The organism is Agrobacterium sp. 5Ca50, assembly GCF_055381905.1.
In genome coordinates this window covers 2,487,121-2,499,646 of the sequence record NZ_AP026438.1, presented here as the reverse complement: position 1 = coordinate 2,499,646, position 12,526 = coordinate 2,487,121, and the positions used below count along the sequence as shown (strand labels likewise).

The following is a 12,526-nucleotide window of genomic DNA, read 5'->3' as shown; positions in this document are numbered from 1 at the left end:
TAATGAACCTTAGCCCGAGAGAGAAAGACAAGCTGCTTATTTCCATGGCGGCCATGGTTGCACGCCGTCGTCTGGAGCGCGGTGTGAAGCTGAACTATCCAGAAGCAATCGCGCTCATCACGGATTTTGTCGTGGAAGGCGCGCGCGACGGTCGCGCTGTTGCCGAGCTCATGGAAGCTGGCGCGCATGTCATTACCCGTGCCCAGGTCATGGAAGGCATTGCCGAAATGATCCATGACGTTCAGGTGGAAGCGACCTTTCCCGATGGCACAAAGCTGGTGACGGTTCACGAACCAATCCGCTGACGCTTAGCAAGGGGAACACCATGGCGCTGGAACTGAGACCCAATTGTGAGTGCTGCGACAAGGACTTGCCTCCGGCAAGCCTTGAGGCTGTAATCTGCTCTTTCGAATGCACCTATTGCAGCGATTGCGCTGAAGGCACTCTTGGAGGAAAATGCCCGAATTGCGGCGGCGAACTCGTGCGCAGGCCGGTAAGACCGGCTGGAAAGCTGGTGAACACTCCTCCCTCCACGGTTCGCGTACTCAAGGCGGAAGGCTGTAGTTCTCTAACAAGTGCATAGGCCGAAAATATAAGGAGGATCAAATGATCCCAGGGGAAATTATATCAGCCGAAGGCTCCATCGAACTCAATGTGGGTCTGGAGACGATTACTCTCAAGGTTTCCAACACCGGTGATCGTCCGGTACAGGTTGGCAGCCACTATCACTTCGCAGAAACCAATGCTGGACTTGCCTTCGAGCGAGACCGCGCCTTTGGCATGCGCCTTGATATTCCGGCAGGAACGGCCGTGCGCTTTGAGCCGGGGCAGACCCGTGAAGTGACGCTGGTGCCGCTTTCCGGCAAACGTGAGGTCTATGGTTTTCGTCAGCAGGTCATGGGGAGGCTTTGATATGGCAACGCAACATTATCACGGAAGTTGCCAGTGCGGCGCAGTCAGTTTTGAGGCAGATGCCGATCTCTATCAGACGGTGGTGTGTAACTGCTCCCGCTGTAAACGGCTGGGATCGGTACTGACATTTGTGCCAAAGGATCATTTTAAACTGGTCTCGGGCGAAAAGAGCCTCAGCGAATATCTGTTCAACAAGCACAAGATCAATCACCTGTTCTGCGCAACCTGCGGCATTGAAAGCTTTGCTTATGCCGATGCACCTGATGGTACGCCGATGGTCGCCGTCAACGCCAATTGCCTTGACGGCGTGGATGCTAGGGCGCTGTCGCCCAAAGCCTATGACGGCGCGTCAAGATGACAGGACGGATGATTTATAACGGAATAGCAGCACTTATCATCAGTGCTGCTTCCGCAACAGCGGCGTTAGCGCAGAGTGAACCTGACATCGACTGTGATTCGCCGATGACGCAGGCAGAGATGAACATCTGCGCGTCGCGAGATTACGAGACAGCGGACGCGGAACTAAACACGCAATATCAGAGCGTGCGTAAGGTTCTGGCGGAGCGAGACAGTTCTGCGGGTGAAGATGGTGCAGGTGCGGTCAAGGCATTGTTGGCAGCGCAGCGAGCATGGATTGCATACCGTGATGCCAATTGCGAAGCGGTTGGCTTTCAGGCGCGCGGCGGCTCCATGGAACCGTTGCTGGTGTCGTCATGTCTTGCCGATATGAGCCGTAAGCGGACGGAAGAATTACGTTCCCTCTCGGAAGGATTTTAACCGCGATGGGGCAAAAAATCGTGGTTGTCGGCAATGGCGACATACCTGACGGTGCAAATGCACTGATTGATGTTGCGGATCTGGTGATCCGTTTCAACGATTGCCGTTCGTTCGGTCGTGGTGGCGTCAAAACTGATATCGTTGCCGTGTGTAATACCGGACGGCCGGGAAAGTCGATGAGTGAAGAGCCGCAATGGCGCTCACTACAGCCGGTCCAGGCGGCGTCAACCATCTGGTCGGTACGCGATCCCGCTAAATTTCTGGACATGCGTTCCGGTTTGAAGGTTTCCAATCCGGAGCTGGATGATTTCTGTGACGACTATAGTGATGCCTTTGCTGTGATCGCTTCAGACAACGGCAAACAGCACCAGATCATTTCGCGTGACATCCATGAGCGTGCGGACGGATTTTTGGCCGCATATTCGCCAGAACCCTATATTTGCCCGAGCAGTGGTTTGATTGCCATTTTCCAGGTGCTGGACATGGCGGCTAAAGATCAGGCCCAGGTTTTTATTACCGGCTTTGGCCATCAGGGGTGGGCAGGGCATCCGTTTCAGGCTGAAAAACAATTGGTCGATACCTTCGCAAGCGAAGGTAAACTTGTAAGAATTTCAATAGAATAGCTTTTCTCCGCTTTTCAGGGAGCATGATCTAATGGCTTATAAAATTTCCCGTGCAGCCTATGCCAGCATGTTTGGCCCAACGGTGGGCGACAAGGTGCGTCTGGCGGATACCGAACTGTTTATCGAAATCGAAAAAGACCACACCACCTATGGTGAAGAGGTCAAGTTTGGTGGCGGCAAGGTTATTCGTGACGGTATGGGGCAAAGCCAAGTGACGCGCGCCAATGGTGCGGTTGATACGGTTATCACCAATGCTGTCATCGTTGACCACTCGGGTATCGTAAAGGCTGATATCGGCCTCAAAGACGGACGTATTGTTGCCATCGGCAAAGCCGGAAACCCGGACACACAGCCGGGTGTCAACATTATCGTTGGACCGGGCACCGAAGCGATTGCCGGTGAGGGCAAGATTGTTACCGCTGGCGGTATGGACAGCCATATTCACTTCATTTGCCCGCAGCAGATCGAAGAAGCGCTAATGAGTGGCATAACCTGCATGTTGGGTGGCGGCACAGGCCCGGCCCATGGCACGCTGGCGACGACCTGCACGCCGGGGCCATGGCACATTGCCCGCATGATCGAGGCCGCAGATGCCTTCCCGATGAACCTTGCCTTTGCCGGCAAGGGTAATGCCTCGCTGCCCGGCGCACTCGAAGAAATGGTGCTTGGCGGCGCCACATCGCTCAAGCTGCACGAAGACTGGGGAACAACACCCGGCGCTATTGATTGCTGCCTTTCGGTGGCGGATGAATATGACGTTCAGGTGATGATCCATACGGATACGCTAAACGAAAGTGGCTTTGTCGAAGACACTGTCGGGTCGATCAAGGGTCGCACCATCCATGCATTTCACACCGAAGGTGCCGGCGGTGGTCACGCGCCTGACATCATCAAGATTTGCGGTCAGATGAACGTTATTCCGTCGTCCACCAATCCGACGCGGCCCTATACGGTCAATACCCTGGCCGAGCATCTGGATATGTTGATGGTCTGCCACCATCTGTCGCCATCCATCCCCGAGGATATTGCCTTTGCGGAAAGCCGCATTCGCAAGGAGACAATCGCTGCAGAAGACATCCTGCACGATATCGGTGCGTTTTCGATCATTTCGTCCGATAGTCAGGCGATGGGGCGCGTGGGTGAAGTGGCGATCCGAACCTGGCAGACGGCAGACAAGATGAAACGTCAGCGTGGCCGTTTGCCGGAAGAAAAGGGTAATAACGACAATTTCCGTGTGCGTCGTTACGTTGCCAAATACACCATCAATCCTGCCATCGCACATGGCGTCAGCCATGAAATCGGCTCGATCGCGGTTGGCAAACGTGCGGATCTGGTGATCTGGAACCCGGCCTTCTTTGGTATCAAACCGGATATGGTGGTGATGGGCGGAATGATTGTTGCAGCGCCGATGGGGGATCCAAACGCTTCTATTCCGACACCGCAACCGGTTCACTACCGTCCGATGTTCGGGGCTTACGGCAAGGCACGTACCAATTCTTCGGTGACCTTTGTGTCGCAGGCCTCTCTCGATGCAGGGTTGGCGCAGCGTCTGGGTGTTGCAAAGAACCTTGTTGCGGTCAAAAACACCCGTGGCGGCATCTCGAAGAAATCGATGATCCTCAATGATCTGACACCGCATATCGAGGTCGACCCAGAAACATACGAAGTGCGTGCCGATGGGGAATTGTTGACCTGCGAACCGGCAACCGTTCTGCCTATGGCGCAACGTTACTTCCTGTTTTAAGAAAGCGCCTCAGAAACCGCGTAATTGTGCATGGCTGCTGTGCAGAGGGATATTTCCTGCTGCATTGAACGCCGTTTTACGCTATCTCGAAACACGAATTAAAGGCGGGCATTGTTCCCAAGCTTTGTCGCGCCATCGACAGGAGAAAATCATGCTAGGTAAAAAAGTTCCCGCAGTTACATTCCGCACGCGCATTCGCGACGAAGCTGTTGGCGGTCCAAACCCATTCCGTTGGCAGGACGTAACATCCGACGATTACTTTGCAGGCAAGAAGGTTGTTCTTTTTTCCCTGCCAGGTGCTTTCACGCCAACATGCTCTACCTACCAGCTGCCAGATTTTGAAAAGCTGACACCAGAATTCCGCGTGCTGGGCGTCGATGAAATCTATTGCCTGTCGGTCAATGACGCGTTCGTCATGAACGCGTGGGCAAAGAGCCAGAACCTCGAAAACGTCAAGGTTATCCCTGATGGTTCGGGTGAGTTCACCCGCAAGATGGGCATGCTGGTTGCCAAGGATAATCTCGGTTTCGGCATGCGTTCATGGCGTTATGCTGCCGTCGTTAATGACGGTGTTGTCGAGCAGTGGTTCGAAGAAGAAGGCTATTCCGACAATTGCGAAAGCGATCCATACGGCCTGTCTTCTCCACAGAGCATTCTTGAGCATCTGCAGGCTCGCAAGGTCGCCTGAGACCCACGTCAAATTTGGATTTGAATGCAAAGGCCTGGAAGCAATTCCGGGCCTTTTTTGCAAATGATGTATGACTTTAAAGTGTTAATGGTTATCCGTAGCAACTATCCCTATGCAGCAAGGCATTGGAACACTTTATCGTTTGCCGGACGCGGACCTTCGCAAGTCATATTTGATTCGCTTTGTCCTTATTTTTAAGGCCGAAAGATGTCTTCTTCTTGGTGTGTCAAGTTATTTTTAGATTTTTGCTATGTTCTGTGTGTGTTCAGTTTTATACTTGGAAATACTAAAATTTTAGACATTGTATTAACTTCGAACAAACATCTGGGCCTTATCCGTTAGGAGGTTAAATGAGGTGCTTCGATGTTGGCTCGTCTGAAAAAACTCTTTTCAATCGATATTGATTCCGCCGAACTTGAGAATGCGAGAACTATTCCCGCATTCGCTGGGAAGACGGTTTTTCTTGCAATTATTCTTTCGATTTTCGTCAGTATTTCAGTCTTGCTGATGGCGAGTGTTTTCGACTTTTTGCCGGTGACATTCTCGCTGGCCATTGCCTATGGCATTGCCATGTCCTGGCTGGTTGGCGGTAGCGTCGCGCTGTTTATTTCCTTTTGTGCATGGCGCCTTATCCGCAAACTTTATCATTCTCGCGATGAATTCGAGCGGTTGAGCCGCACCGATGCACTTTCGGGCCTGTTGAACCGTCGGGCGTTCAACGAGGCCTTTGAGAGTGTGCAGGATAATGCCTCGCTTGCCATCTTCGATCTTGACCGCTTCAAGGCGATCAATGATTGTCACGGCCATTCCGCCGGTGACATCGTCATTCGCACCGTTGCAAACACGCTGGCTGATTCTTTCAGTTCCCTGCATCCAGTCGCCCGGTTGGGCGGGGAGGAGTTTTCCGTCATCATCAAGGGCGGACAGCAGGGTGACAGAATGGCACTTGTGGAGTTGGCGCGCCGGAAAATTGAAGCGCTGACCCTGAATTTTGAAACGGATGTGGTCAGCACCACGGTATCGGTTGGCGTGGCGGAGATCGTGCCCGGTCGGCGCAAGGACGATATTTTCATTTCTGCGGATCGTGCGCTTTATCTTGCGAAGGCCAGTGGCCGCAATCGCGCCCTGCACGAGAATGAAATGCATGGTGTACAGCAGGAATATCGCAGTGGCGTAACGCTGTTGAACGGTTCTGCGGCTCGTGATGTCAAACACGGGCAGGCAAGGGCAAGTTGAACCTTGCAATCGGGCAGGTGATCCGGCAGGTATTTCATTCGAGACTTTTTAATGGAACCGGAAAAGCCATGTTACGCGTCACTTCATACCTGCCAGCTGGCACGCCTGCCGATGAAACATCCGACTTTGTGGTGCTTGCCCATGATCAGCGCCACCTGCGCCGCAAGCTGCTTCATTTACAGAATGATGAGATGGTGATGCTGGACCTGAAGGAGCCGGTATTGTTTGCGCACGGGGATCTTCTGGTGGTGGAAAATGGCGACCTGATTGAAGTGCGTGCTGCCAATGAGAAACTGTTTGAAATCACCGGACGCGACACGCTTCATCTGATCGAACTGGCCTGGCACCTGGGCAACAGGCATCTTTCGGCGCAGATCGAAGAGGGCCGCATTCTGATCCTGCGTGATCATGTCATTCGCTCGATGCTTGAAGGCCTTGGCGCAACGGTTCGCGACGTTGAAGAACCGTTCCAGCCAGCGCGGGGCGCCTATCATTCGCATGGCAGCCACTCACACGGCCATGATCACAAACATGATCATGGGCATGACCACGGACATGATCACGGGCACGGTCATCAACACCATAATCACGACTGATCGATGAGCGCACAGAGCGATGTTGCCGGGCTGCTGCGGCTGATGGCGTGGATGTCTCCGGCATTTCCTGTCGGAGCATTTTCCTATTCGGCTGGCCTTGAAGGTGCGGTGCATGATGGCTTGCTCAGCAATCCGCACGAGCTTTCCGTTTGGGTGAAACTATCACTTGAACGTGGTGCGCTGTGGAACGACGCGGTGTTTCTGGCGGCGGCAAGCCGTTGCCATGAAGACAGTCAGGCGCTGCATGAACTGTGTGAACTGGCCCGTGCCCTGGCCGGATCTGCGGAGCGTTACCGCGAGACGGTTCAACTGGGCGACGCGTTTGTTGTCGCTGCCAAGGCCTGGCCGCACCAGGTATTTGAGCGGCTGCCAGCGCAAACCGCATATCCGGTTGCCGTTGGTGCCGTTGCGGCAGCCCACGCGATTGATCCGGTTAGTGCCATTGCCGCCTATCTGCATGCCGGTGTCTCGCAAATGGTGTCGGCAGCGATACGCTTGGGGCTTGCGGGACAGACGGACGGTGTTGCTATTCTCGCAAGTACCGAGCTGTTTCTGACTGACGTCGCCGTCAAGGCTAAGAGCTCGACTCTGGATGATTTGGGAAGCTCGACCATTTTGGCGGATACCGCGTTCCTGCGGCATGAAATCCAGCATTCACGGCTGTTTCGGTCCTGATTATCGCGGCATTTTGAACACTGACGTTGGGCGCATGATCCCCAAACAAAAGTTGCGTCAATTTTTCTGACGGTGCAGCGCAGCATATTGAACCGGACGATCAAGCTCCATAAAGTCATGCGATCAGAATATATAGAGGAACAGCTGATGAAATCGGGAAATGGCCCTTTGCGGGTTGGCATTGGCGGGCCTGTGGGCTCGGGAAAAACCGCTCTGACGGAAAAGCTGTGCAAGGCGATGAGCGCGGATTACTCCGTTGCTGTCGTGACCAATGATATCTACACCAAGGAAGATGCCGAGGCACTGGTGCGCATGCAAGCTTTGCCATCTGAGCGCATCGTCGGTGTCGAGACAGGTGGGTGTCCGCACACCGCCATTCGTGAAGATGCCACCATCAATCTGCAGGCCATCGCCGGTCTCAATGAACGGTTCCCGGATCTCGATGTGGTGTTTATCGAATCGGGTGGCGACAATCTGGCTGCGACCTTTTCCCCTGATCTCGCTGACATCACCATCTATGTGATTTCCGTTTGCCAGGGTGAAGAAATCCCGCGTAAGGGCGGTCCGGGCATTACCCGCTCGGATCTGCTGGTGATCAACAAAAAAGACTTGGCGCCCTATGTCGGGGCTGATCTTGATGTGATGGACAAGGATGCAACGCGCATGCGCAAACAGATGCCGTTCCTTTTCACAGATATGAAACGCGGCGATGGCGTCGATGGTATCGTCAGTTTTCTGAAGATGCAGGGCGGCCTTTAAGACTGTTGCCTTGCTTCCTGCGGCGCAAATCCTATGTGCCGTGAAACAGAAAAGACGGAACGCCCCACGAAGGCATCCCGTCTTTTCACTCCCCCGCTCCCCGCAGGAAAGAGTCAAAGGACGTTGCGAATAATTGTCATGCAACGGCCGCGAATTTGTCCAGTTGTCTTTTTTCCCAATGCTATCTCAGCGTTAAGAGATGCGTTGCTAAATCTGGCGCAGCGCGCCGATATCATTTACCTGAACGACGCGACCACGAACAGTCACACCTGCGTCCCGCAGGGTGGAAAAAGCGCGGGACAGCGCTTCTGGCGCAAGGCCCAACTTGCCTGCCAGAAGGCTTTTCTGGAATGGCAGGCGCAGGGAATAGGATGTCGCGCCGTGCGGGCCGCTGGTGATCAGATAGTTTGCGACACGCTGTGGTGCTGTCTGCAAACGGTCATTGGCCACACAGTCCATGGCATTAAGAAGGCTATTCGACAGGCACTGCATGACGGCCTTCGCGACACCGGGCTCTTGCTCGATCATGTTGCGGATACGCGGCAGCTCGAAACGCGCTAGCGTTGTGCTTTCGGCGGTCTGGGCGTTATAGCGGTAACGGTCGCTACCGAAAATCAGGCACTCGTTGAAAGTGTCACCCGGTCCGCAGACACGGATATCCGCTTCGCGGCCGTCCTTGTTCAGACGATAGATACGCACAAAGCCGTTCAGCACACAGTAAAGGTGCTCGGCCGGGTCATTTTCGCGAAAAAGGATATGGCGTGGATCGAATGTTACGATGGCCGCCGCTTCAAGAAGTTTCAGCGCCGACGCATCATCCCCCGCTCCTATGAAGGGAGCGCGGACAAGGATGTTCCTGTCCTTATTGCTCAGTTTCACAGTTTTGTTCACGTTTGTCATGGCTCCCGATCAAACCCTGACCTGACAGACGATACCATGAACGCAGCAGTCCGGTTCACTGCTTCCGGCCCTGCACACCATGCCACTGGTGTTCTCACTGTCTGCCAAGTCTTGCCAACATTAAACTTGCCAATTTCGGAAAGAATAACACGGCGGAAAATCCGCTATTTGATTTCGATCAACGAACTGTGAAGTTCCCTGTAAATGTTGCTTGGCATTTATGTGCCTGCGCAAACAAAAACGCCGGATTATGCATCCGGCGTTTGTCGTGTCATTGAGCAAGACTTTATTCTGCTGCGAGGGGCGGTAATCTCAGAACATTGTCGTTTTTCGTATTGGCTCGCGTTGAAGCTGAACCGGTACGCTCCATGGCATCCATCCGTTTTTCAACCTCTGCCAAGGCGCGGGAGTTATCGAGCGCCATTTGGGACAGTTCTTCCTTGGAGAGAACGTCCGGGTCTTCTTCCTTCTTGCCGACAAAGTGACCAAAAATCCGTCCCAGAAGCGTGGAGAGGTCATCCATGATCAGGAAGAAGGCAGGAACAACCACCAGGGACAGGACTGTCGATACGATGATGCCGCCGATCACCGCGATCGCCATTGGCGCGCGGAATGAACCGCCTTCACCAACGCCGAGCGCCGAAGGAAGCATGCCGGCTGACATGGCAATCGATGTCATGATGATCGGACGGGCACGTTTGCGGCCAGCTTCCACCATGGCGTGAACACGCTCCATGCCGTGGCGTCGCATTTCAATGGCGAAATCAACCAGTAGGATGGCGTTCTTCGTGACGATGCCCATTAGCATCAGGATGCCGATCAGAACAGGCATGGACAGCGCATTCTGGGTGATGATCAGCGCGACCGCCACGCCACCGATTGCCAGCGGCAGAGAGAACAGGATGGTGAATGGCTGGATGACGTCCTTGAACAGCAGGATCAGGACCACCAGAACCAGCATCAGACCAAGCAACATGGCGTTGCCGAAGCTCTGCTGCATCTCGGCCTGAATTTTGGCGTCACCGCTTTCGGCCAAATGCACTGATGGTGGCAGCTGGGTTTCAGAAACGATACGCTTGAATTCAGCCGTTGACGTATCAAGTGCGGTACCGAATGGAACGTCCGAACCAATGGCGACTACGCGGTTACGGTTGTTGCGCTTGATGGAGCTTGGACCTTCCGAATAATCAATGTCGGCAACGCTGTAGAGCGGTACGGATGCGCCGGCTGCCGTCTTGATCTTGATCGCACGGATTTGTGCGAGATCACGGCGAACATCGAGCGAGGCCTGAACCCGGATCGGGATCTGGCGATCATCCAACGAAATCTTGGTCAATAAGGCGTCGATATCACCGATAGTGGCAACGCGAACGGTTTGGGCGATCTGCTGGGGCGTTATGCCGAGGCGGGCAATCTCATCCTTGCGCGGACGAATTTGCAGTTCCGGACGGGGCAGGGCGCCTTCCGAGCTGACATTTGCCAGAATGGATGAGGCGCGCAGGCGTGATTCCAGGATGCCGGTTGCTTCGTTCAGATCGGCTTCATTTGACGACAGGAAGTTGAAGGTCAGTTCGCGTTCTGCACGGTCATTCAGCTTGATGATGCGAACATCGGGAATGCTTTTTACGCGAGCGAAAATATCGCGTTCAACATCCCATTGCGGTCTGGTGCGCCCTGTTTCCTCGACCTTTGGCAAGTACTGTCCAATGAGCGGAATTGAGCCTAGACCTTTGTTGAGCAGCATTTTGACAAGTGAGTGGTCGATGTTCTGCAAAATGACGCGCACGGTGGCACGGCGCAGTTCCAGATCACCCTTTGGCGAGGCACCACCGAGAACGAAAACGCTTTCCACGCCATTGATGTCGCGTAATGCGTCATAGATTTTCGTGGTGGTGGCGTCGGTTTCATCGAGAGTCGCATTAGGCGGCAGTTCGATGGACAGCACGACGCGTGAGGAATCTTCCGGAGGCATGAAGCTGCCCGGCACGCCGCTGAGAAGAAACAGCGAGCCGGCAAGAAACGCCACTGCACCGACCAGGGTCAGATAACGGGCCCACCATTTGCGTGTGGTGGCAGTGACGAGGCGGGTATATGCCTTCATCAGCTTGCCGTCATTATCGTGATGGTCATCCATGGCGTCTTCAGCACGCATCAGATAGGCGGCCATCAACGGTGTGATGAGACGCGCTACCATCAGCGAGAAGAACACCGAGAAGGCAACGGTCAGGCCGAACTGGATGAAGTACTGGCCGGGTACGCCCGGCATGAAGGACACCGGCACGAAGACCGCGATGATGGTGAAGCTTGTGGCAATCACCGCAAGACCAATTTCATCGGCAGCTTCCAGTGCTGCACGATACGGCGTTTTGCCCATCTTGATATGGCGGGCGATGTTTTCGATTTCCACGATCGCATCATCCACCAGAATACCGGTGGCGAGCGTTAAGGCGAGGAAGCTGACGAGGTTCAGCGAGAAGCCCATGACATCCATGATCCAGAATGTCGGGATCGCAGAAAGCGGCAGCGCGACGGCGGCAATCAGTGTTGCACGCCAGTTGCGGAGGAACAGCAACACCACGATGATGGCAAGAACAGCACCTTCTATCAGCGTGTGAAGGGCAGACTCGTAGTTGCCATAGGTGAAGTAGACGGCATCATCGACCATTTCGATGGTGACGTCCTTATGTGCGGCACGCACTTCATCAAGGCTTTTCGCAACGGTTTCGGCAACGGAGACTTCACTGGCGCCCTTTGAACGGAAAACGGCAAAGGTTACAGCCGGTGTGCCATTGAAGCGCGAGAAGGACTTCGGCTCCTCGTAGGTGTCGTTGATGGTGCCGAGTTCCGACAGCTTTACGAAACGGCCACTTGGCAGGGAAATGGTGGTGTCGGCAAGCTGTGCGACATTGCGTGCATCGCCCAGTGTACGGATGGTCTGCTCGTTGCCCGCGACCTGTCCGCGACCGGAACCGAGGTCGATGTTGGTGCCACGAAGCTGGCTGTTTACTTCGGTTGCAGTGATGCCATAGGCATCCAGCTTGGCAGGATTGAGCGAAACACGGATTTCACGGTCTGCACCGCCATAACGGTCGATCTTGCCGATGCCGGGCTGGCCTTGCAGCGCGCGCTTGACGGTGTCATCCACAAACCATGACAGTTCTTCCAGCGTCATGTTTGGCGAAGAAACCGCAAAGGTCTGAATGGCCTGGCCTTCGACATCCACCTTCGTAACAATTGGTTCTTCAATGTCAGACGGAAGATCGCTACGGATCTTGTCGATGGCGTCCTTGGTGTCCTGAACGGCTTCTTCGGTCGGCTTTTCGATACGGAAGATAACCGTCGTCTGCGACTGGCCATCCGTTACCGTTGACTGGATTTCGTCGATACCGCTGATTGAGGCGACCGCGTCTTCAATTTCCTTGGTGACCTGCATTTCCAGTTCAGATGGCGAGGAGCCACTCTGGTTGACCGTGATGGCCACCACTGGAACGTCAATGTTGGGGAAGCGGGTAATCGGCAACGTATAAAACGACTGTATGCCGACAACAAGCAGCAGCACAAAGCCGAGTATCGGAGCAATCGGATTCTTGATCGACCATGCTGAGAAGTTCATGGG

At 54.4% G+C, this 12,526-nt stretch carries 14 protein-coding genes; 12 read left to right on the top strand and 2 right to left on the bottom strand.

Annotated elements, in window-relative coordinates:
* Positions 1–2 precede the first annotated feature (2 nt).
* The 12 genes from ACZ5FM_RS12165 (at position 3) to ureG (ending at position 8,010) form a co-directional block, all read left to right on the top strand.
* Positions 3–305 carry an urease subunit gamma gene (locus ACZ5FM_RS12165; RefSeq protein WP_192488241.1) on the top strand — a complete coding sequence of 101 codons (303 nt, stop codon included), beginning with the start codon at positions 3–5 and terminating at the stop codon, positions 303–305.
* Positions 306–325: 20 nt separating this feature from the next.
* The gene (locus ACZ5FM_RS12160; protein WP_464038819.1) at positions 326–583 is read left to right on the top strand and encodes a DUF1272 domain-containing protein; all 258 of its coding nucleotides are present in this window, start codon (positions 326–328) and stop codon (positions 581–583) included.
* Positions 584–606: 23 nt separating this feature from the next.
* Entirely contained in the window at positions 607–912 is a 306-nt protein-coding gene (locus ACZ5FM_RS12155; protein ID WP_464038817.1) for an urease subunit beta, read from the top strand.
* Between the two features lies 1 nt (position 913).
* Positions 914–1,270 (top strand): GFA family protein, encoded by a 357-nt coding sequence (locus ACZ5FM_RS12150; protein WP_464038816.1) that lies wholly within the window; start codon positions 914–916, stop codon positions 1,268–1,270.
* A gap of 8 nt (positions 1,271–1,278) precedes the next feature.
* The gene (locus ACZ5FM_RS12145) at positions 1,279–1,689 is read left to right on the top strand and encodes a lysozyme inhibitor LprI family protein (RefSeq protein ID WP_259143375.1); all 411 of its coding nucleotides are present in this window, start codon (positions 1,279–1,281) and stop codon (positions 1,687–1,689) included.
* A 5-nt stretch (positions 1,690–1,694) separates the two neighbouring features.
* Positions 1,695–2,312 (top strand): Urease operon accessory protein, encoded by a 618-nt coding sequence (locus tag ACZ5FM_RS12140; RefSeq protein WP_259143376.1) that lies wholly within the window; start codon positions 1,695–1,697, stop codon positions 2,310–2,312.
* 31 nt (positions 2,313–2,343) lie between these two features.
* Positions 2,344–4,056 carry an urease subunit alpha gene (ureC, locus tag ACZ5FM_RS12135; RefSeq protein ID WP_464038815.1) on the top strand — a complete coding sequence of 571 codons (1,713 nt, stop codon included), beginning with the start codon at positions 2,344–2,346 and terminating at the stop codon, positions 4,054–4,056.
* Positions 4,057–4,207: 151 nt separating this feature from the next.
* Positions 4,208–4,744, top strand: a complete 537-nt coding sequence (locus ACZ5FM_RS12130; RefSeq protein WP_464038814.1) for a redoxin family protein — start codon at positions 4,208–4,210, stop codon at positions 4,742–4,744.
* Positions 4,745–5,107: 363 nt separating this feature from the next.
* On the top strand, positions 5,108–5,980 hold the full coding sequence (locus ACZ5FM_RS12125; protein WP_464038813.1) for a GGDEF domain-containing protein: 873 nt from the start codon (positions 5,108–5,110) through the stop codon (positions 5,978–5,980).
* A gap of 68 nt (positions 5,981–6,048) precedes the next feature.
* Positions 6,049–6,576 (top strand): urease accessory protein UreE, encoded by a 528-nt coding sequence (gene ureE / locus ACZ5FM_RS12120; protein WP_464038812.1) that lies wholly within the window; start codon positions 6,049–6,051, stop codon positions 6,574–6,576.
* A 3-nt stretch (positions 6,577–6,579) separates the two neighbouring features.
* Complete coding sequence (locus tag ACZ5FM_RS12115; protein ID WP_464038811.1) at positions 6,580–7,251, top strand: urease accessory protein UreF; 672 nt, start codon at positions 6,580–6,582, stop codon at positions 7,249–7,251.
* 147 nt (positions 7,252–7,398) lie between these two features.
* Positions 7,399–8,010 carry an urease accessory protein UreG gene (gene ureG / locus ACZ5FM_RS12110; protein ID WP_250982093.1) on the top strand — a complete coding sequence of 204 codons (612 nt, stop codon included), beginning with the start codon at positions 7,399–7,401 and terminating at the stop codon, positions 8,008–8,010.
* A 207-nt stretch (positions 8,011–8,217) separates the two neighbouring features.
* On the opposite strand, the gene ACZ5FM_RS12105 is transcribed toward ureG, so the two are convergent.
* Positions 8,218–8,910 carry a Crp/Fnr family transcriptional regulator gene (locus tag ACZ5FM_RS12105; protein ID WP_250982092.1) on the bottom strand — a complete coding sequence of 231 codons (693 nt, stop codon included), beginning with the start codon at positions 8,908–8,910 and terminating at the stop codon, positions 8,218–8,220.
* Between the two features lie 286 nt (positions 8,911–9,196).
* Positions 9,197–12,523 (bottom strand): efflux RND transporter permease subunit, encoded by a 3,327-nt coding sequence (locus tag ACZ5FM_RS12100; RefSeq protein ID WP_464038810.1) that lies wholly within the window; start codon positions 12,521–12,523, stop codon positions 9,197–9,199.
* Positions 12,524–12,526: the final 3 nt, after the last annotated feature.